Raw genomic sequence first — 19,568 nt, 5'->3', positions numbered from 1 at the left:
CGGCGGCGGTTTCCCCCGTCCCCGTGACCGCCGAGAGGCCTCCCGGTCGTGCTCCGCCCGATCCCCGAAGGAATCGGACCCCCGTAGTACTACCCCCGTAGTACTGCCCGTGGTTCCCGTTGCCGGGTTCCCCGTGTGATGTCCAGTGTTCGCGATCGGAAAGGGCGGGGCTTCAGGGAAGTCCCTCGCGTTGTCCCGCACTCCCTCGCGCGCCCCGCCACACCGTTGAGTACGGACCGCGACTCCGCCCCTGGGAGGAGATCGCCCCACCGCTCCTCCCAGGGGACGAGACCGGGCCCCCGGGGGGTCAAAACCCCCGGCCGGGGGCCCTACCGTAAGAGACGTGCGCGCCGTGACCCCCGACCCGGACACCCCCGCCGGGACCTCAGACCGACCCGCCCCGAGCGACCTCGCGCCCCGGGTCGTGCGACCACGGGCCCGCCTCGCCGACATCGTCCACGAACTCGGCCGCGACGCGCGTCAGCCGTGGCCGCGCCCCACCGTGCTCGACCTGGCCCTGGTGGTCCTGCTGTCGGTGTTCGCCGTCGGCGGCCTGTACTTTCGCGAGCTCGGCCTGCGCGAGGTGCGCGACCCCGACGTGTGGGGCGTGCTGCTCGCCCTGCTGACCGCCGTGCCGCTGCTGTGGCGCGGCGCACACTCGCTGCGGGTGCTCGTCGCGGTCAGCGCCGCCGGGCTGCTCCTCGCCGGCGCGCACTACGAGTCCGCGGGCGCCGGCATCGGCCAGATCGTCGCGCTGTACGCGGTCGCCGTCGGCCGCTCCCGGGTGCCGGCCGCCGTCGCGCTCGGCTTCACCGAGAGCGCCACCGTCGTCTGGCTCGCGCTGCGCGACAGCGACGTCGTCTTCCTCGACGTGGTGGCCAACCTCGCCGCGATCTTCGCCGTCTGGGCCTTCGCCCGCAGCGTCGGCTTCCGCCGCGCCTACACCGCCGAGCTCGAGGCCCGCGCCGAGCGCCTGGAGCGCACCCGCGAAGCCGACACCCGCGCGGCGATCGCCGAGGAGCGCGGCCGCATCGCCCGCGAACTGCACGACGTCGTCGCCCACCACGTCTCGGTGATGACCGTGCAGGCCTCCGCCGCGCAGCGCATGGTCGCGCGCAACCCCGACCGGGCGAAGGAGGCGATGGCGGCCGTGGAACAGACCGGCCGCGGCGCCCTCGTCGAGATGCGCCGCCTCGTCGGCATCCTGCGCGACACCACCGACGCCGTCGGCGGTCCCAACGAGGGACACAACGCCCCCCAGCCCGGCCTGGACCAACTCGACACCCTCGTCACCCAGGTCCGCGAGGCCGGGCTGCCCGTCGAGCTGTCCCTGGAGGGCGCCCCCTGCGCCCTGCCGCCCGGCATCGACCTGGCCGCCTACCGGATCGTCCAGGAAGCCCTCACGAACACGCTCAAGCACGCCGGCCCCGCCGAGGCCCGGGTGCTGCTGCGCTACAGCCGCACCGAACTGCTGGTGCGCGTCGCCGACGACGGCCGCGGCGGCAGCACCGCGCCCACGGGCGAGCGCACCGGACACGGCCTGCTCGGCATGCGTGAGAGGGTCTCCCTCTACGGTGGACGCCTGTACGCGGGACCCCGCGCCCAGGACGGCTTCGAAGTCCTCGCCCGCATCCCCCTGTCCGCCACGAACCCCACCGACACCGCCGCCCCGCCGGACGGTGTCGCCCCCGACCGACTGGAGCAGACCCGCCCATGACGATCCGCGTCATCCTGGTCGACGATCAGCCGCTGCTGCGCACCGGCTTCCGGATGATCCTGGAGGCCGAGCCCGACATCGCCGTCGTCGGCGAGGCCGCCGACGGCGAACAGGCCGTCGAACAGGTCCGCGCCCTACAGCCCGACGTGGTGCTGATGGACATCCGCATGCCCCGGATGGACGGCGTCGAGGCCACCCGCCGGATCGCCGGATCGGGCCGCGACGGGGAGAACGCCGCCCGCGTCCTGGTGCTCACCACGTTCGACCTCGACGAGTACGTGGTCGAGGCGCTGCGCGCGGGAGCCAGCGGCTTCCTCCTCAAGGACGTGCCCGCCGACGACCTCGTCGCCGCCATCCGGGTCATCGCCGAGGGCGAGGCGCTGCTCGCGCCCAGCATCACCCGGCGCCTGCTCGACATGTACGCCGCCCGGCTGCCCTCCGCCGAGGACCCCACCCCCGACACGCTCGCGATGCTCACCGAGCGCGAGGTGGAGGTGCTGCGCCTGGTCGCGCGCGGGATGTCCAACGCGGAGATCGCCGCCGAGTTGTACGTCAGCGAGACCACCGTCAAGACGCATGTGGGCCACGTGCTGACCAAACTCGGCCTGCGCGACCGGGTCCAGGCCGCCGTCTACGCCTACGAGAGCGGCCTGGTGCGCCCCGGCGCCATCTGAGCGCCCCGCCCGGCCCGGCCGGACCGCTACGGGGCCGGCACCACCGGCAGCGGATACACCGGGGGTGTGCCACCGAACTCGGGGCACACCTCCCGGTGGTCGCACCAGCCGCACAACTTCGACCTGCGCGGCAGCCACTGGCCCGTGCGCGTGGCCAGGTCGATCGCCTCCCACAGCGCGCGCAGCTTGCGCTCGACCGCGAGCAGTTCGCCCTCGTCCGGGTCGTAGGTGATCACGTCGCCGCTGCCCAGGTAGACCAGTTGCAACCGGCGCGGCACCCGGCCGTGTTGGCGCCACAACACCAGGGCGTAGAACTTCATCTGGAACAGCGGCTTGTCCTGGAACATCGGCGACGGCGCCTTGCCCGTCTTGTAGTCCACCACCCGCAGATCGCCCGCCGGCGCCACGTCGAGCCGGTCCACGACCCCGCGCAGCACCAGGCCGTCCTCCAGCGTGGTCTGCACGTAGAGCTCGCGCCGGGCGGGCTCCAGGCGGTTGGGGTCCTCCAGCGTGAAGTAGCGCTCCACCAGCTTGTCGGCGTCGGCCAGCCACGTGCCCAGTCCCGCGGCGTCCTCGCCGAACAACTCGGCCAGCTCCGGCCGCTCGGCCAACAGCGCGTCCCACGCCGGCCGCACCATCGCCACCGCCCGCTCCGGCGTGCGCTGCCCGCTGGGGAGGTCGAACAGCTTCTCCAGGACGGTGTGCACCACCGTGCCGCGCGTGGCCGCCGCGCTCGGCTTCTCCGGCAGCTTGTCGATCACCCGCAGCCGATACAGCAGTGGGCACTGCATGAAGTCGGCGGCCCGCGACGGCGACAACGACACCGGCGGCCGCGACTCCGGCGCACCGGCCTGGGCGGGCACCGTGACACTCGGCGCGGCGGCGGGATCGACATCGGCCGACACGATGTCGGCGGCTTCGGAGGGGCTGGCACTCATGCCGCACACCCTATGCGCGCACGGCGACACCCTGTGCGCCCCGCGCGGGTCGAAGGCCCTGTCCATCGCGACTACCAGTCAGTAGAGTCCGGCTCCGCGAGGCGCGGTATCCGGCCCGCGCCTCCACGCACGCCTTCCCCGTCCCCTCCCCCTCGTTCCGACGGAGGTTCCATGCGCGTCCCCATCCGCACCCGACTGCTCGGCGCCGCGACACTGGCCTGCGGCCTGCTCCTGGCGGGTCTGCCCGGCCCGGCGTACGCGCAGGGCGGGCACCACGGCCGCGGCCCCGACAAGATCACCGTCGGCGAGCGCACCTTCATCGCCGACGAGCACGGGCGGGCCACCCAGTGGCGCGGCTTCAACATCGGCGACAAGGCACACCGCGGCGCGCGGGCGTTCGAGGACGTCACCGAGAACCAGTTCCGCGAACTGTCCTCGCGCGGCTTCAACCTCGCCCGGGTGTTGTTCTTCTGGGACGACCTGGAGCCGCGTCCGGGCCGGTACGACCGCGACTATCTCGCCCGCGTCGGCCGCATTCTCGACTGGGCCGACAAGTACCGCGTCAAGGTGATCCTCGACGCGCACCAGGACGTGTACGGGCCGTACTTCTCCGATCACCGCGGCAATCCCGAGTGGACCACGCGCGACGAGGGCCTGCCGTACGAGCCGGTGCCCGGCGACTGGTTCGCCGAGTACTACACGCCCGGCGTGCAGGCCGCGTTCGATCATCTGTATGAGGATCGTGATCTGCGGCGCGCGCAGGCGGCCATGTGGACCAGGGTCGCCGCGGCCTTCGGCCGGCATCCCGCGGTGCTCGGCTACGACCTGATGAACGAGCCGATGGGCCGCTTCCGCGACGGCGAGGACATCCCCACCGCCGCCGCCCGGCTCGAATCGACGCAGATCACCGACACGTGGAATCGGCTCGCCGACGCCATTCGCCTCGTCGACCGGCGCAACTGGATCTTCGTCGAGCCGACCCCGATCGTCGGCCTCGGCGTGCCCACCGCGCTCGGCCCGATCAGCGACGACAAGGTCGCCTATGCCCCGCACTTCTACGAGAGCGCGATGGAGACCGGCGCCGACTACGACCCGGCCGGCGGCTTCATCGAGAACTACGAGGCCGCGATCACCGCCTATCCCAGGGCGAACGAACTCCCGCTGATCGTGGGCGAGTGGGGCCCGCCCGACCAGTCGCTGCCCAACATCGCGCTGTTCTACCGGCGCATGACCGCCGCCATGGACCGCTTCGGCACCGGCTGGGCCGGCTGGCAGTGGTGCGACGGCGGCGGCTACTGCACCTTCGACGCCGACGGCCGCATGAAGCCCAACAACAGGCTGCTGATCCAGCCCTTTGCGCGCGTCGTGGCCGGAAACCCGGAGAGCTACCGCTACGACGCGGACACCCGCACCTACACGCTGACCTTCACCACCCGCCGAGGCGCCGACGCGCCCACGGAGATCACCCTCCCGAAGGAGGTGTACGCCAAGCCCCCGACGGTCCGGGTGTCGGGCCCCGGCCGCGCCCGCACGGAGCAACGCGACGACACGGCCCGCATCACCACGCCGACGCCCGGGCGCTACACGGTCACGGTCACGGTCTGAGTCCTCGGCCGCCGCCGGCCGCGCCACGCGCCGCCCGCCGGGTCAGCGGGCGCGATCGGCCTCTCGCCGCGAGCGCGCCGTGGGGGCCGAGCCCGGCGCGTTGTGTCCGGTGTCGGGGTGGCGCAGGTGCAGGGTGCTCAGCGGGATGAAGCCGCCTCGGGGCCGCTCGGCCGGCGTGTCGGGGGTGGGGAGGCGGCGGAGCATGGCTTGGGCGATGCGTTCGGCCTGGGATTTGGCGCGCTCCGCGCGGGTGCCCGTGTGGGCGCCGTCCACCGTGGCGTGCCACAGCTGGAGCCAGCGGCCGAAGTGGCGGGCGGTCAGGGGGGCGGCCTCGTGCAGGGCGCGGTGGACGGCGAGCGGGTCGCCTCGGTAGTCGGCGCCGCGTAGCAGGGCGCGATCCCAGAAGTCGGTGATCCGCGGCAGGTGGGTCTCGAGGTCGGTGCCCGCGATCTCGGTGAAGTGGGCGCCGATGAGGGGGTCCGCGAAGGCGGCTCGGTAGAACCGGCGCAGGAGGGTCTCCAGGTCGGCGCGGGTCTCGATGTCCGGGTGGCGCGCCGGCTTCACGGTGGGGCCCGCGGCGGCGGCCGGGCCTTCGGTGCGGGCGCGCAGGCCGAGGTCGAGGCGGGTGGGGTGCGCGGGTTTCACCGGGCCAGGGTAAGCGGACGGCCGCGCGGGCGGGGTCCTGGGACCTCGCCCGCGCGGTTTGTGCCGAACCCGTCGTCCGCGCCGGTGGACGGCGGGCCCGCTCGGGGGGTGTCGTGACCGGGCACCCCGGTGGGCCCGGTCACGACCGTGCGGTCACGAAGCGGTGAAGGCGGCCGCGTTCGTGGCCGCGCCTTCGGGGCTAGCCCAGGCCGTTGTGGATCGCGGCCGCGAGTTCGCCGTTGGTGGTGTCACCGCTGAACTCCCAGAAGAACGCGCCGCGCAGGTTCTGCGCCTTGGCCCAGTGCATCTTGGAGGCGACGGTGGCCGGGGTGTCGTAGCTCCACCAGTTGCTGCCGCACTTGGCGTAGGCGGTGCCGGCCACGAGTCCGGTGGTGGGGCAGCTGCTCTTGAGCACCTTGTAGTCCTCGATGCCGGCCTCGTAGGTGCCCGGGGCGGCGCCGGTGGCGGTGCCGCCGGGCGTGTCCTGGGTGACGCCGGTCCAGCCGCGGCCGTAGAAGCCGATGCCGAGGAGGAGCTTGCTCGCCGGTACGCCCTTGGTCTTGAGCTTGGCGATGGCGTCCGAGGAGTTGAAGCCGTCCTTGGGGATGCCGGTGTACGAGGTCAGCGGCGAGTGGGGGGCGGTGGGGCCCTTGGCGTCCCAGGCGCCGAAGAAGTCGTACGTCATCACGTTGTACCAGTCGACGGACGCGGAGGCGCCGCCGTAGTCGGCCGCGTCGATCTTGCCGGCCGAGGAGGCGTCGGCGGTGATCGCCGCGGTGACCAGGTTGTTGGCACCGAACTTGGCGCGGGTGGCCGCGAGCAGCGTCTTGATCGACGCGGCGCCGCTGGTGTCGCAGGTCAGGCCGCACGCGTTGGGGTATTCCCAGTCGAGGTCGATGCCGTCGAACACGTCGGCCCAGCGCGGGTCTTCGACCAGGTTGTAGCAGGATTCGGCGAACGCGGCGGGGTTGGCCGCGGCCTGGCCGAAGCCGCCGGACCAGGTCCAGCCGCCGAAGGACCACAGGACCTTGATGTTGGGGTACTTGGCCTTGAGCTGGCGCAACTGGTTGAAGTTGCCGCGCAGCGGCTGCTCCCAGTTGTCGGCGACGCCGCTGACGCTTTGATCGGCGGTGAACGCCTTGTCGTAGTCGGCGTAGGAGTCGCCGATGGTGCACTTGCCGCCCTGGACGTTGCCGAAGGCGTAGTTGATGTGGGTGATCTTGGCGGCCGAGCCGGACGTGACGATGTTCTTCACGTTGTAGTTGCGGCCGTAGATGCCCCAGTTGGTGAAGTAGCCGAGCTTGACCGCGTTTCCGCCGCCGGGGTTGCCGCCGCCGGTGGTGTGCACGGTGACCGGGGCGCTGGCCGGGCCGGTCTGGTCGGCGTTGTCGCGGGCGACGACGGTGTAGGTGTAGTCGGTGCCCGCGGCGAGGCCGCCGTCGGTGTAGGTGGTCGTGGCGACGGTGGCGACCTTGGTGCCGCCGCGCAGCACGTCGTAGTTCTTGACGCCGTGGTCGTCGGTCGCCGCGCTCCAGGTGAGCGTGGCGCCGTTGTCGCCGACGTTGCTCGCCACGGGCGTACCGGGCGCCGATGGCGGGTTGTCGCCGGGGTTGGTGGGGCCCCCGTCGCAGGAGGCGCCGTTGATCTTACAGCCCGTCGGGTTGCCCGGGCCGGTGCCGTTGAAGCCGAAGGTCACCGAGGCGCCGGGGGCGACGGTGCCGTTCCAGCCGACGTTCTTGGCGCTGTAGTGGTCGCCGGTGCGCGTGACGGTGGCGTCCCAGGACGAGCCGACGGCGGTGCCGGCGGGGAAGTCCCATTCCAGGGTCCACGAGCTGATCGCGGCGGTGCCGGTGTTCTTGACGGTCCAGCTTCCGCCGAAGCCGGAGCCCCAGTCGGAGGTCTTGACGAACGTCGCGGTGGTGCCGGCGGCCTGTGCGGGGGACGCGAGGCCGACCATTGCCGCCAGGGGAAGCAGCAGGGCGCTCATCATGGCGACGAGAGTGCGTCGGGACAGGGTGGTGCGTTGTTTGGTTCCTGTGCTCAAGGGTGCTCCTCGAGTGGGGCCAGACATGCGGGGACGTGCACCTGCCGGTGGGGAAACGATTCGACGAGCACCCCACCGCGGGTTCCGTGAGCGTAGGAAAGGTCTGGACCAGAGGTCAATGGTCTGTACCAAAATGGTCTGGACCAACCATCGTGCCCGGCGCCGAAAACGCCGCACGCGGGCCCCGAAGGACCCGCGTGAGCTGGGGGTTTGATGAACTTGCCGGAATTTTCCGGGAGTTGATTCGGTACGAAGTCAGCGACGGGCCGGTGCGTACGGCGCGCCGGGAGCCGGTGCGGTGCCGTCCACGGCGGCCCGCCAGCGGTCGTGCAGCCACATCTGGGTGCGCCGCCGGGCGGCCCGCTCGTCCCATTGCACGTCGCGCTCGTAGGTGAGCACGGACAGGTCGCCCGCGAGCACCGCCCACGTGTAGAGCCCGTTGATGTGACGCGCGTTGACCCTCATTCCGCTCACCGCGCCGGCCCGGCCGGACGTGGTGGCGATGGTCTCGTCGTGCTGGGCGACCCACTGCACGGTCAGCCCCTCGGCGTGCAGCGGATCGACGTGGTGCCAAAACGCCTCGGCGGCGGCGTGCGCCTCCTCGGTGCCGGGCAGCGGCCCCGGACGCGGGCCGTCCAGCCGGGTCCAGCCCAGCAGGGTGCCGTCGGCGCGGTCGACCACCACGCTGGCGTGTGCGCCGCCGGGGCGCGGATCGCCGGCGGGTTGATGGCGCAGGACCACGACGGGGCGCTCGTCGTGCCACGCGTAGTCGAGCGCGGTGAGTATCCAGGTGCGGGGTATCGACAGTCGGCACTTCGCCAGCAGAGCGGCGACGGCGGTGGTGACGTCGGAGTCCCTGCCGGGGAACAGGGTCATGTGCGTCCTCGCGGTCGTGCGGGATTCGAACGGGCTCGAAGCGGATCGGTCGGTGCGGCCGCCTCGCCCCTCGGGCGCGGCACCGCGAACTCGCGTACCGGATCGAGACCGAGCCGCCGGCAGGCGACCTCGATCACGCCGCGGTGCGCGGGCGCCGCCAGTTTGCCGCACACGCGTTCGCCTTCGCCCGTGAGGGTGAGTCGACCGGGCGCGGCGCGGGCGGGCGGTGCGGCCGTGGGGCTAACCCGGGGCGGGCCGTGGCGCCGAGGCCGGGCGCGGCCGTGGTCGGCGCCCATCGCGATCTGCGCCGAAGCGCCGATCGTCGCCGCGGCGCGCAGGAGAACTCCATGGACGGGACCCTAACGACCGGCGGGCCGGATGAGAACAAGTTCCACGGTTTCCATACGGCCACGTATGGACTTTTGCCCACCGTTGGGCTACCTCGCGCGCGGTCGGTGCTTCCGTTCGTGTGACGCGGGGCACGAACTCGGAGAAGCCCGTGTGTCCTTGGGCTAGTGTCCGGGCAACCCCGCTCGGGAAGGAGCGCGTGTGTCCACCACCGTCGACACCGATCTGCTCGTCGTCGGCGCGGGCCCGACGGGCCTGTACGCCGCCTACTACGCGGGTTTCCGGGGCCTGCGCACCGCGCTCGTCGACTCGCTGCCCGAACCCGGCGGGCAGATCTCCGCGATGTACCCGGAGAAGATGATCTACGATGTCGCGGGCTTCCCCGCGATCAAGGGCCAGGACCTGGTCGACGCGCTGGTCGAACAGGCCGCCCCGTTCGAGCCGAACTACCTCCTCGGGCACCGCGCCGAGCAGTTGGCGCAGGACGAGGAGGGTGTCACCGTCACCTGCGCGAACGGGTTGGTGGTGCGCACCAAGGTGGTGTTGATCAGCGGCGGCATCGGCACCTTCAGTCCGCGCCCGCTGCCGGCGGCCGACGCGTTCACCGGCGAGGGTGTGCGCTACTTCGTGCCGCGCCTGGCCGATCTGGCCGGACTCGACGTGTTGATCGTGGGCGGCGGCGACTCGGCGTTCGACTGGGCGACCAGCCTGGAGCCGATCGCCAAGTCGATCACGCTGGTCCACCGGCGGGACAAGTTCCGCGCGCACGAGCACACCGTGCGGCGGGTGTTGGCCTCCACCACCGAGGTGATCACCTCCGCCGAGGTCACCGCGCTGCACGGCAACGGGCAGGTGCGGGCGGCGGATGTGGTCGGCAAACTCGACGGCGCGGTACGCACCCTGCCGGTTCAGGCGGTGGTGGCCGCGCTCGGCTTCATCGCGGACCTGGGCCCGATGACCCACTGGGGCCTGGAGCAGCGCAAGCGGCACATCGTGGTGAACCAGGCGATGCGCACCAACCTGGAGCGGGTGTTCGCCGCCGGCGACATCGTCGACTACGACGGCAAGGTCAAGCTGATCGCCACCGGCTTCGGCGAGGCGGCAACCGCCGTCAACAACGCGATGACCGTGATCGACCCCTCGGCGCACGTCTTTCCCGGCCACTCCTCCGACGTCCCGTAGGCCGTCGGCGGCCGCGCGGTGCGGCGCCGGCGCCGGCGATATCGCGGCGCCGGGGCCGCGGGTATTGCCCGCCGGATGCGGGTTTTCGCATACCCGCGCCGAAAAGCGGAATTACCACTTGTTGTCGCCACTGCGGACTCGATAGGCTCTCGCCGGTACGGATATCGATCCATTGTTGTCGAAGGACGTCATGACGCTCGTGGTGCCGGTCACCGCCTCCACGCCGGGGGTCTCCTCGCGGCGTGTCGAGGCCGTCGCGCCGCCGGGCGCGGCCGTGCACCGCCCGCGAACTCCCCTGTGCACGCGCAGGCATGTCGATTTCGGCCGGGTCCACAGCTCGGCCTGTCGGGCTCGCTGACCGCCGCGGACCGGCCCGCTCCGCCGCCGGACCCCCCTCGTCGATCCCGCCGACACCGGTGATCGCGGGGCGTCCGCCCGCCGTTCCACATTCCTGCCCTCGATGCGCCGCGTCCCGCGCCGGCCCGATTTCCGTCGGGTTTCACACGCCGCCGCGCGCGCGTGCATCGATGGATATCGCCTGCCCGAAATCCCGCGCGCCGCCGCGTGAATTCGTCCTGCCCGGAGATATACATGCGCCTTTCGCGATTCGCCGCCGACCCCGCCTCCGCCCACGTCCGAAGACTGCGCCGCGTCGCCGGCTCCGGCGCCGCCGCGACCGCCGCCCTGGCCCTGGTCGCCGCCTGCAACGGCGCCGGCGGCCCTTCGGCGAGTTCCGTCGAGGTCGGCCCGCCGAAGGCCGGCGGCACGCTCACCTTCGCGCTGGCCGCCGACCCCACGTGCCTGGACCCGCAGCAGTTCGGCACCAACGCGAGCCTGAACGTGGGCCGCCAACTCGTCGACTCGCTGACCGACCAGGACGGGCGCACCGGCGAGATCAAGCCGTGGCTGGCCACCTCGTGGGAGGTGAACCCGCAGGCCACCGCGTTCACCTTCCACCTGCGCCCGGGGGTGACCTTCGCCGACGGCGCCCCGCTGGACGGCGCGGCGGTCAAGGCCAACTTCGACGCGGTGCTCGCGCTGGGCGCAAAGGCGACCGTGGCGAGCAGCTACCTCGCCGGCTACCGGGGCACCGCGGTGCTCGACCCGACCACCGTGCGCGTGGAATTCGCGGCGCCCAGCGCCCAGTTCCTCCAGGCCACCTCGACCATGTCACTGGGCCTGCTCTCCCCCGCCACCCTCGCCAAGACGCCCGAACAGCGCTGCCAGGGCGACCTGGTCGGCTCGGGCCCGTTCACGCTGCGCTCGTACAAGCCGAACCAGAGCGTGGAGTTGGCCAAGCGCACCGGGTACGGCTGGGGCTCGTCGCTGTTCGCCCACCCGGGCGAGGCGTACCTGGATCGGCTGGTGTTCAAGATCGTGCCCGAGTCCGGGGTGCGCGCCGGCAGCCTGGAGTCCGGCCAAGTGGACGCGATCAGCGACGTCCAGCCCCAGGACGAGGCCCGCTTCGCCGCCGGCTACACCGTGCTGACCCGGCCCAACCCGGGCGTGGTGTTCATGCTCCAGGCCAACGTCTCGCGCCCGATCCTGGGCGAGGACGCGGTCCGGCGCGCGATCGCCAAGGCGGTCGACCGGCCCGAGGTGGCGCAGACCGTACTCACCCCCAAGTACAAGGCGGCCACCTCGCCGCTGGCCTCGGTCACACCCGGCTACGTCGACCTGTCCGCGCAGCTGGGATACGACCCCGAGGGGGCGAAACGACTGCTGGAGGAGGCCGGTTGGCGGGCCGGCTCGGACGGCGTCCGGGTCAAGGACGGGCGCCGGCTGAGCGTGGACGTGATCTTCGCGCCGCTGTTCAACGCCAGCCAGTCGGTCCTGGAGCTGGTCCAGCAGCAGTTGCGCCGGGTCGGGGTGGACCTGCGGCTGCGCAAGTTGGCCGCCGGTGAGCAGAACCAGACGCAGAACGCGGGCGACTACGACTTCGCCTACTACAACGTCACCCGCTCCGACCCGGACATCCTGCGCACCCTGTTCGGCACCAGGACGGTGAACCGGCTCAGGATCGCCTCCGGCGACCTGGACACGGTGCTCGACGACCAGGCGCAGAACCTCGACCCGGCGCAGCGCTTCGCGAAGGTCGCCGAGGCGCAGCGCATCGTCACCGATCGCGCCTATGTGGTCCCGCTGTTCGAGCTCGCGCAGGTGCACGGGCTGGGTCCGAAGGTGCACGGGTTGACCTTCGAGGCGTCCTCGCGGCTGCAGTTCCACGACACGTGGGTGGGCTGATGCGCGGGTATCTGGTGCGCCGGTTGCTCCAGGCGGTGGTGGTGTTGTGGGCGGCGTTCACCGTCTCGTTCGTGGTGCTGTATCTGCTGCCCGGGGATTCGTTGTCGATCAAGCTGGGCGGCCTGGAAGGCACCGCGACGTCGGCGCAGATCGACGCGGTGCGTGCCGAGTACGGCCTGGACGACCCCCTGTATCTGCAGTACGCGCACGCCCTGGGTGACGCGCTGGGCGGGGATCTGGGGCGATCGGCCCAGACGGGGGCGCCGGTGGTGCGCACGATCGCCGACGCGCTGCCGCAGACGCTGGCGCTGACCGGGTGCGCGATGGTGTTGGCGGTGCTCGGCGGCGGGGCGGTGGCGCTGGCGGCCACGTTCACCCGGGTGCGGGCGCTGCGTCAGGTGTTGTTGTCGTTGCCCGCGATCGGGATCTCGATGCCGGGCTTTTGGGTGGGTCTGCTGCTGGTCCAGGTGGTGTCGTTCCAGTGGGGGCTGCTGCCGGCGATGGGCAACGAGGGGTTCGAGAGCCTGGTGCTGCCGGCGATCACGATGGCGTTGCCGGCGGGCGCGATGATCGCGCAGGTGTTGGCGAAGAGCCTGACCACCGCGTTGGCCGAGCCGTATGTGGAGACCGCGCGGGCCAAGGGGGCGGGGCGGGTGCGGATCCATCTGCGGCACGCGCTGCGCAACGCGTCGTTGCCGGCGCTGACGCTGGCGGCGGTGGTGGCGGGGAATCTGCTGATGGAGTCGGTGGTGGTGGAGACGGTGTTCTCCCGGGCCGGGGTGGGCCGGTTGACGGCGGCGGCGGTGGACACCCAGGACCTGGCCGTGGTGCAGGGCGTGGTGTTGCTGGCCGCGGGGGTGTTCGTGGTGGTCGCGCTGGTGGTGGATCTGCTGTATCCGCTGCTGGATCCGCGGGTGGGGAGGACGGTGTGACGACGGCGACCGCGTTCGGCGCGCGGGTGGTGCCCGCGGCGCGTGGGCACGCGTGGTTCGTGCTGCGCCGGCCCGGGTTGTTGCTCTCGCTGGTGGTACTGGCGCTGGTGTCGGTCGCGGCGCTGTTCCCGACGTGGTTGGCGGACGGGGATCCGCTGGTGGGTACGCCGCGCGAGCGGTTGCGGGGGCCGAGCGGGGCGCACCTGTTCGGTACCGATCAGCTCGGGCGGGACCTGTTCACCCGGGTCGTGCACGGCAGTTCGCTCTCGTTGCGGGCGACGGTGGTCGCGGTGGCGGTGGCCCTGGTGGTCGGCGGCGGGCTCGGCCTGGTGGCCGGGTTCGTCGGCGGGTGGCTCGACGCGGTGTTGATGCGCACGGTGGACGTGGTGCAGGCGATTCCGCGGCTGTTGTTGTCGCTGGCGCTGGTGAGCGCGTTGGGTTTCGGCACCACGAAGGTGGCGATCGCGGTGGGGGTGGCCAGTGTCGCCTCCTTCGCCCGGGTGATGCGCGCCGAGGTGTTGCGGGTGCGTTCGTCGGTGTACGTGGAGGCGGCGCGGGCGAGCGGGGTGCGGTCGGGGGCGATCCTGGCGCGGCATGTGGTGCCGAACGCGTCCGGGCCGGTGTTCGTGTTGGCCGCGTTGGAGTTCGGCGTGGCGATCCTGTCCGTGTCGGCGCTGAGCTTCCTGGGGTTCGGCGCGCCGCCGCCGACGCCGGAGTGGGGCGTGTTGATCTCCGACGGGCGCGGGTTCGTGGCCACGGCGTGGTGGTTGACCACATTTCCCGGTCTGGTGATCGCGGCGACGGTGTTGTCGGCGAACCGCGTGTCGCGGGCGCTGGACGGAGAGCGGAGGCGGGAGCGGTGAGCGGCGGCTTGGTACGCGGTGGGCGGACTCGGCGGGCGGAGGGGGCGGTTTCGGGGGTGGCGGGCGCGCCCGGCGTGTCGGGGGTGTCGGGGGCGTCCGAGGTGCCTTCGGCCGACGTGCCGCTGCTGGATGTTCGCGGGTTGCGGGTGTCGTATCGCTCGTCGAACGGGTCGGTGGACGCGGTCACGGCCGCCGACGTGAGCGTGCTGCCGGGTGAAGTGGTGGCGGTGGTGGGCGAGTCGGGGTCGGGCAAGAGCACCATGGCGCACGCGATCGTGGGGCTGCTGCCGGCGGGCGGACGGGTCGGCGCGGGGCGGGTGTTGTTCGAGGATCGGGACCTGCTGGGGCTGCGCGAGCGGGACCTGCGTGCGGTGCGCGGCCGTGCGATCGGGCTGATCCCGCAGGACCCGATGGTCTCGCTCAATCCGGTGCGGCGGATCGGCGACCAGGTCGCCGAGGCGCTGATCGTGCACGGGTTGGCCGGCGGGAAGGAGGCCGCCGAACGGGCGGTGGCCGCGCTCGACGAGGCGGGACTGCCCGAACCGGCGTTGCGCGCACGGCAGTTCCCGCACGAGTTGTCCGGGGGCATGTGCCAGCGGGTGTTGATCGCCATCGCGCTGGCGTGCCGGCCGAAGCTGGTGATCGCCGACGAGCCGACCAGTGCGCTCGATGTCACCGTGCAGCGGCGCATCCTGGACCACATCGAGGAACTGACCTCCGCGCACGGCACCGCGATGTTGTTGATCACGCACGATCTGGGGGTGGCCGCCGACCGGGCCCGGCGGGTGGTGGTGATGTCGCGGGGCGAGGTGGTCGAGCAGGGGCCGGCGGAGCGGGTCCTGACCGATCCCGAACACCCGTACACCCGGCGGTTGATCGCCGCCGCGCCCAGTTTGACCGGGCGGCGGGCCCGGCCGCGTCCGGTCCGCGATCCGGTGCCGCGGACCGAGCCGCTGTTGACCGTGACCGGGCTGGTCAAGGAGTTCGCGCTGCCCAGGACCAAGGAGGGGCCGCGTACGCTGCGCGCGGTGGACGACGTCTCGTTCACCGTGCGGCGCGGCGAGACCTTCGCGCTGGTCGGCGAGTCGGGTTCGGGCAAGTCGACCACGGTGCGGATGATCCTGGGCCTGGAGACGCCCACCGGGGGCCGCGTCCTGGTCGAGGGCCGGGACGTCACCCGGCCCGGGCGCGGCGAGGCACGGGCGCTGCGCCGGCGTATGCAGTTGGTGTACCAGAACCCGTACGCGTCGCTGGATCCGCGCTTCACCGTGTCCGAGATCGTCGAGGAGCCGCTGCGCGCCTATCGGGTCGGCTCCCGGGCGGAGCAGCGGGCCCGGGCGGCGGTTCTGATCGACCAGGTGGCGCTGCCGGCGGAGGTGTTGCGCCGCAGACCCGCGGAGTTGTCGGGTGGACAGCGGCAACGGGTGGCGATCGCGCGGGCGTTGGCGCTGGAGCCGGATCTGGTGGTGTGCGACGAGCCGGTGTCCGCGCTGGACGTGTCCGTTCAGGCGCAGATCCTGGATCTGCTCTCCCGGCTCCAGGAGGAGTTGGGGGTGAGCTACCTGTTCATCTCGCACGACCTGGCCGTGGTGCGGCAGATCGCCGATCGGGTGGGTGTGCTGCGCGCGGGTCGGCTGGTCGAGAAGGGCACCTGCGAGCAGGTGTTGGCGGCGCCCGCCCATCCGTATACGCGCGAGTTGATCGCGGCCATTCCGGGGCGGCGGCGCCCGCGACCGCTGGGGGCGGTGTCGTGAAGTTCGCGGTGTTCACCCTGGGTGCCAACGCGCCGCATCCGCTCACCGGCGAACAGGCGCCGGCGCACGAGCGGTTCCGGGACTTGGTGGAGAGCGCGGCGCTGGCGGAGGAGTTGGGATTCGACGCGTTCGGGGTCGGCGAGCGGCACGGCGAGCCGTTCCTGTCCTCGGCGCCGCCGGTGATTTTGGCGGCGGTGGCGCAACGCACCTCGCGGATCCGGTTGTTGACCACGTTGACCGTGATCAGTGTGCTGGATCCGGTGCGGGTGGCCGAGGACTACGCGACGGTCGACCAGTTGTCCGGGGGCCGGCTGGATCTGATGGTCGGCAAGGGCAACGATCCCCGGCACTTCCCGCTGTTCGGCCTCGACGAGGCGGATCAGTGGGAGTTGCAGGAGGAGAAGTTCGAGCTGCTGCGGCGGTTGTGGGGCGAGGAGAAGGTGACGTGGTCGGGGCGTTTTCGCAGCCCGCTGCACGAGGTCACCACCCAGCCGCGCCCGTTCCCGCGGGCGGACGGACGGGCGCCGGTGATCTGGCTCGGCAGCGCGACCAGCCGGGCGTCCACGGAGTTGGCCGCGAAGTGGGCGGATCCGCTGTTCACCGCGAACGGGTTCCATCCGATGGCCAAGTACGCGGATCTGATCGACCACTATCGCGAGCGCTGGGCGGCGTACGGGCACGATCCGGCGGACGCGGTGGTCGGTTCGGGTGCGGGCGGCTGCTATGTGGCGCCGACCTCGCAGGAGGCGTTGGCGCGATATCGGCCGTACTACGACGCGTTCGCGAAGTCGGCGGCGGCGCAGCACAACCGTTCGCCGTTCACGTCGCTGGAGGACAACGTCGCCAACGGCCCGGCGCTGGTGGGCAGTCCGGCGCAGATCGTGGACAAGATCGGTCGCTACCACGCCGCGTACGGACATCAGGTGCAGGCGATCGGGACGGAGGGGCTGGATCGGGCGGAACGGCGCGCGGTGTTGGAGCTGTTCGCGGACGAGGTGGCGCCGGAGTTGCGTCGTGCGTTGCCCTCACGGGTGTGGGAGGGGGCCGGATCGGCCGGTTCGGGAATCGGCGCCGAGGATCGGTGAAGGCCCTTGCGGGGGCGCTCCGCAGAGCGAATAATCCGAGCCATGGACGGCTGCGTGTGTCACGCGGGCCCCCGCCCGGTTCTGCCGAGGGCGCGGGTCCTGATCGCCGTTCACCTGTTGATCCGCCGCCACATCGACTTCCTGCGCGTGTGCAGCGCGAGTTGTCGCGCGGTCTGAGTTTCACGCCACCGGTCCGCCCGCGTTTCGGGGTCGGATCGCGCCGTGCCGTGCCGTCTCGACCGTTGCCACACTCAACGACCCGCGCGAGGGAGACCCGTATGTCCACGACACCCCCGAAGGCCGCCGGACCGATCGACTTCCGCACCCACGGGCGCTACCGCGCCCGCCACTCCGGGTCGCCGCTGCCGGGCCTGGAGACCATCCGCCCGCCGATGCAGCGCTTCCGCGGCCGGATCGGCGCCGGGTTCCGCGCCGAGCCGTACCGCTTCCACCTGTACCTGTGCCTGGCCTGCCCGAAGTCCCTGCGGGTGGCGATCACCCGGGATCTGAAGGGCCTGGGCGACGTGGTGGGCACCTCGCTGGTGGACCCGGTCCGCGACGGGCGCGGCTGGGCGTTTCGCGACGGGGACGGCCACGGCCTGGACCCGGTCGGCGGGTTCGCGTTCCTGCGCGAGGCGTACGAGGCGACCGAGTACCACTACGACGGGCCGGTGAGCGTGCCGGTGTTGTGGGACCGGTGGAGCGGACGCATCGTCAGCAACCACGCGCCGCACGTGCTGCGCGACCTGGCCACCGCGTTCGGGGGCGGGCCGGATCTGTATCCGGCCGATCGGCGCGAGGAACTGTGCGCGCTGGAGACCCTGTTCGAGGAGGACGTCACCGACGCGGCGCAGCGGGCCGGGCGGGCGCCGGCCGGGTCGCGGCGGGCGGAGGCGATGGACACCGTGCTGGCCACCTTGGCGGTGGCAGAACGGCGGCTCGCGGTGCGGCCGTTCCTGCTGGGCGATCGGTTGACCTCGGCGGACGTACACCTGTGGGTGACCCTCGTGCACCTGGACGCGGTGCACAAGCGGCACTTGGACGCGGCCGACGTGCACCGGCTCGCGGCGCACCCGCATCTGTGGGCGTACGCGCGGCGGTTGAACCTGATCCCGGCGTTCCGCGACAACCTGCGCCTGGACCACATCGCCCGAAACCACCGGAGCCACTGTCGTGGCCCGGCGGCTTCGGGGGTGTCGATCGCGCTCAACGACTGGAGCTGAGTCGGCGCGGGCGGTGGGGGCTTCGGCTTCGGGCCGGGCTCACACCGCCACGTCGTCGTGGCGGTGGCTGCCGGCCGCCGGGCCGGGGGTGGGCAGGCGCAGGTGTTCGCGCAAGGTGGTGCCCTCGTACTCGGCGCGGAAGACGCCGCGTTCCTGGAGGATGGGCACCACCTGGTCGACGAAGTCGTCGAGGCCGGTCGGGGTCAGGTGCGGTACGAGGATGAAGCCGTCGCTCGCGCCGTCGCGCACGTGCACCTCCATCCGGTCCGCGATGTGCTCGGCGGTGCCGATGAACGTCTGGTGTGCGGCCACCTCGATCACCACCTCGCGCAGGCTCAAGCCCCCCTTGGCGGCGGCGAGTTCGCGCCAGGCGCGGGCGGTCTCCAGCGGGTCGGTGCCGGAGCGGACCCGGCCGCGGCTGATCGAGGTGCCGTCGGCGACGGGGTCGAAGTCCGGGAGTGGGCCGTCGGGGTCCAGGTCGGACAGGTCGCGGCCCCAGACCTGTTCGGCGCTGTGGATGGCGTTGCGCGGGCTGACCTGTTGCCGGCGGATCCAGGCGGCCTTCTCCCGGGCCTCCTCGGTGGTGGCGCCGACGACGGCGGTCACCGCGGGCAGGATCCTGATCTCGTCGGGGGCGCGCCCGTGTCGGGCGGCGCGGCCCTTCAGGTCGGCGTAGAAGGCGCGTCCCGCGTCGTAGTGGCCGTGCCGGGAGAAGATCACGTCGGCGTACGCGGCGCCGAACTCGCGGCCGTCCTCGGAGTCGCCTGCCTGGATCAGCACCGGCCTGCCCTGCGGGCCGCGCGGCACGGTGAATCGGCCCTCGATGGCGAAGTGCCGACCGTGGTGCGCGAATCGCCCCGCGTCGGCGGTGGCGAACGTGCCCGTGTCGCGGTCGGCGAGGTGCGCGTCGGGGGCCCAGCTGTCCCACAGGGTGCGGGCGGCGTCGACGAACTCGGCGGCGCGTTCGTAGCGTTCCTCGCGGGGCAGGAAGCCGCCGCGGCGGAAGTTCTCCCCCGTCCACGCGTCGGGCGAGGTGACCACGTTCCAGGCGGCGCGGCCGGCGCTGAGGTGGTCGAGCGAGGCGATCCTGCGGGCCAGTTCGTACGGCTCGTTGTAGGTGGCGGTGGCGGTCGCGGCCAGGCCGATCCGGTCGGTGACCGCGGCCAGGCCCGCCAGTACGGTCAGGGCGTCGGGGCGTCCGGCGACGTCGAGTTCGAGGATGCGGCCCTGGTGTTCGCGCAGCCGCTGGCCCTCGGCGAGGAAGAAGAAGTCGAACCTGCCGCGTTCGGCGGTGCGGGCGAGGTGTTCGAACGAGGCGAAGTCGATCTGGCTGCCCGAGTGCGGGTCGCTCCAGACGGTGGTGCTGTTCACGCCCGGGAAGTGGGCGGCGAGGTGGATGCGCGTGCGGAGGCGGGGGTGCTGGGAGTGGGGCATGCGT

The 19,568-nt window shown here is 72.3% G+C and carries 16 protein-coding genes; 11 read left to right on the top strand and 5 right to left on the bottom strand.

All coding sequences use genetic code 11. The features are described 5' to 3' along the window. Window positions 1-343: 343 nt before the first annotated feature. Both B4N89_RS28195 and B4N89_RS28190 read left to right on the top strand, forming a co-directional pair. A complete protein-coding gene (locus tag B4N89_RS28195) occupies window positions 344-1,717 on the top strand; it encodes a sensor histidine kinase (RefSeq protein ID WP_201260920.1) in 1,374 nt (457 codons plus the stop codon). Continuing rightward, window positions 1,714-2,391 (top strand): response regulator, encoded by a 678-nt coding sequence (locus tag B4N89_RS28190; RefSeq protein ID WP_078978583.1) that lies wholly within the window; start codon window positions 1,714-1,716, stop codon window positions 2,389-2,391. The genes B4N89_RS28195 and B4N89_RS28190 overlap by 4 nt, the downstream gene beginning before the upstream one ends. Before the next feature lie 26 nt (window positions 2,392-2,417). Here the strand turns inward: B4N89_RS28190 and B4N89_RS28185 are convergent, their stop codons facing one another. Then, window positions 2,418-3,329 carry a RecB family exonuclease gene (locus B4N89_RS28185; RefSeq protein WP_078978582.1) on the bottom strand — a complete coding sequence of 304 codons (912 nt, stop codon included), beginning with the start codon at window positions 3,327-3,329 and terminating at the stop codon, window positions 2,418-2,420. Between the two features lie 171 nt (window positions 3,330-3,500). On the opposite strand from B4N89_RS28185, the gene B4N89_RS28180 reads away from it, so the two are divergent. After that, complete coding sequence (locus B4N89_RS28180) at window positions 3,501-4,934, top strand: cellulase family glycosylhydrolase (RefSeq protein ID WP_078978581.1); 1,434 nt, start codon at window positions 3,501-3,503, stop codon at window positions 4,932-4,934. Window positions 4,935-4,976: 42 nt separating this feature from the next. Here B4N89_RS28180 and B4N89_RS51700 read toward each other — a convergent pair whose 3' ends face one another. The 3 genes from B4N89_RS51700 to B4N89_RS28165 all read right to left on the bottom strand — a co-directional run bounded on the left by B4N89_RS51700 (window position 4,977) and on the right by B4N89_RS28165 (window position 8,499). After that, window positions 4,977-5,579 (bottom strand): group III truncated hemoglobin, encoded by a 603-nt coding sequence (locus B4N89_RS51700; RefSeq protein ID WP_235618824.1) that lies wholly within the window; start codon window positions 5,577-5,579, stop codon window positions 4,977-4,979. Between the two features lie 199 nt (window positions 5,580-5,778). Continuing rightward, on the bottom strand, window positions 5,779-7,569 hold the full coding sequence (locus tag B4N89_RS28170; protein ID WP_101897198.1) for a glycoside hydrolase family 18 chitinase: 1,791 nt from the start codon (window positions 7,567-7,569) through the stop codon (window positions 5,779-5,781). Between the two features lie 309 nt (window positions 7,570-7,878). Next, window positions 7,879-8,499, bottom strand: coding sequence for a hypothetical protein (locus B4N89_RS28165; RefSeq protein ID WP_078978579.1), 621 nt, complete (start codon window positions 8,497-8,499; stop codon window positions 7,879-7,881). A gap of 549 nt (window positions 8,500-9,048) precedes the next feature. On the opposite strand from B4N89_RS28165, the gene B4N89_RS28160 reads away from it, so the two are divergent. The 8 genes from B4N89_RS28160 (at window position 9,049) to B4N89_RS28130 (ending at window position 18,130) form a co-directional block, all read left to right on the top strand. Beyond that, window positions 9,049-10,029, top strand: a complete 981-nt coding sequence (locus B4N89_RS28160; protein ID WP_078978578.1) for an NAD(P)/FAD-dependent oxidoreductase — start codon at window positions 9,049-9,051, stop codon at window positions 10,027-10,029. A 591-nt stretch (window positions 10,030-10,620) separates the two neighbouring features. Beyond that, window positions 10,621-12,273 carry an ABC transporter substrate-binding protein gene (locus B4N89_RS28155; RefSeq protein WP_078978577.1) on the top strand — a complete coding sequence of 551 codons (1,653 nt, stop codon included), beginning with the start codon at window positions 10,621-10,623 and terminating at the stop codon, window positions 12,271-12,273. Continuing rightward, window positions 12,273-13,205: an ABC transporter permease gene (locus B4N89_RS28150; protein ID WP_078979690.1), complete on the top strand. Its 933-nt coding sequence runs from the start codon at window positions 12,273-12,275 to the stop codon at window positions 13,203-13,205. Before B4N89_RS28155 ends, B4N89_RS28150 begins: the two co-directional genes overlap by 1 nt. Continuing rightward, the gene (locus B4N89_RS28145; protein WP_078978576.1) at window positions 13,202-14,068 is read left to right on the top strand and encodes an ABC transporter permease; all 867 of its coding nucleotides are present in this window, start codon (window positions 13,202-13,204) and stop codon (window positions 14,066-14,068) included. The genes B4N89_RS28150 and B4N89_RS28145 overlap by 4 nt, the downstream gene beginning before the upstream one ends. A 116-nt stretch (window positions 14,069-14,184) precedes the next feature. Then, window positions 14,185-15,822, top strand: a complete 1,638-nt coding sequence (locus B4N89_RS28140) for a dipeptide ABC transporter ATP-binding protein (RefSeq protein WP_235618823.1) — start codon at window positions 14,185-14,187, stop codon at window positions 15,820-15,822. Then, window positions 15,819-16,907, top strand: coding sequence for an LLM class flavin-dependent oxidoreductase (locus tag B4N89_RS28135; RefSeq protein WP_078978575.1), 1,089 nt, complete (start codon window positions 15,819-15,821; stop codon window positions 16,905-16,907). The genes B4N89_RS28140 and B4N89_RS28135 overlap by 4 nt, the downstream gene beginning before the upstream one ends. Window positions 16,908-16,949: 42 nt before the next feature. Continuing rightward, window positions 16,950-17,084: a hypothetical protein gene (locus B4N89_RS52710; RefSeq protein WP_268812528.1), complete on the top strand. Its 135-nt coding sequence runs from the start codon at window positions 16,950-16,952 to the stop codon at window positions 17,082-17,084. A 101-nt stretch (window positions 17,085-17,185) separates the two neighbouring features. Then, window positions 17,186-18,130, top strand: a complete 945-nt coding sequence (locus tag B4N89_RS28130; protein ID WP_078978574.1) for a glutathione S-transferase C-terminal domain-containing protein — start codon at window positions 17,186-17,188, stop codon at window positions 18,128-18,130. A gap of 39 nt (window positions 18,131-18,169) precedes the next feature. On the opposite strand, the gene B4N89_RS28125 is transcribed toward B4N89_RS28130, so the two are convergent. Beyond that, window positions 18,170-19,564: an NtaA/DmoA family FMN-dependent monooxygenase gene (locus tag B4N89_RS28125; RefSeq protein ID WP_078978573.1), complete on the bottom strand. Its 1,395-nt coding sequence runs from the start codon at window positions 19,562-19,564 to the stop codon at window positions 18,170-18,172. Between the last annotated feature and the right edge of the window lie 4 nt (window positions 19,565-19,568).

The sequence above is a fragment of the Embleya scabrispora genome (genome assembly GCF_002024165.1).
In the GTDB taxonomy this organism is placed as follows: Bacteria; Actinomycetota; Actinomycetes; order Streptomycetales; family Streptomycetaceae; genus Embleya; species Embleya scabrispora_A.
Note: the sequence above shows the minus strand (reverse complement) of the source record. Positions and strands in the feature narration are given on the sequence as shown.

What these genes read in the sequence shown, in the direction of transcription:
- B4N89_RS28180 (WP_078978581.1), top strand. Translation starts at nt 3,501, where the DNA reads ATGCGCGTCCCCATCCGCACCCGACTGCTCGGCGCCGCGACACTGGCC.
- B4N89_RS28150 (WP_078979690.1), top strand. Translation starts at nt 12,273, where the DNA reads ATGCGCGGGTATCTGGTGCGCCGGTTGCTCCAGGCGGTGGTGGTGTTG.
- B4N89_RS52710 (WP_268812528.1), top strand. Translation starts at nt 16,950, where the DNA reads ATGGACGGCTGCGTGTGTCACGCGGGCCCCCGCCCGGTTCTGCCGAGG.
- B4N89_RS28185 (WP_078978582.1), bottom strand. Translation starts at nt 3,329, where the DNA reads ATGAGTGCCAGCCCCTCCGAAGCCGCCGACATCGTGTCGGCCGATGTC.
- B4N89_RS28165 (WP_078978579.1), bottom strand. Translation starts at nt 8,499, where the DNA reads ATGACCCTGTTCCCCGGCAGGGACTCCGACGTCACCACCGCCGTCGCC.
- B4N89_RS28155 (WP_078978577.1), top strand. Translation starts at nt 10,621, where the DNA reads ATGCGCCTTTCGCGATTCGCCGCCGACCCCGCCTCCGCCCACGTCCGA.
- B4N89_RS28170 (WP_101897198.1), bottom strand. Translation starts at nt 7,569, where the DNA reads ATGATGAGCGCCCTGCTGCTTCCCCTGGCGGCAATGGTCGGCCTCGCG.
- B4N89_RS28130 (WP_078978574.1), top strand. Translation starts at nt 17,186, where the DNA reads ATGTCCACGACACCCCCGAAGGCCGCCGGACCGATCGACTTCCGCACC.
- B4N89_RS28125 (WP_078978573.1), bottom strand. Translation starts at nt 19,564, where the DNA reads ATGCCCCACTCCCAGCACCCCCGCCTCCGCACGCGCATCCACCTCGCC.
- B4N89_RS28190 (WP_078978583.1), top strand. Translation starts at nt 1,714, where the DNA reads ATGACGATCCGCGTCATCCTGGTCGACGATCAGCCGCTGCTGCGCACC.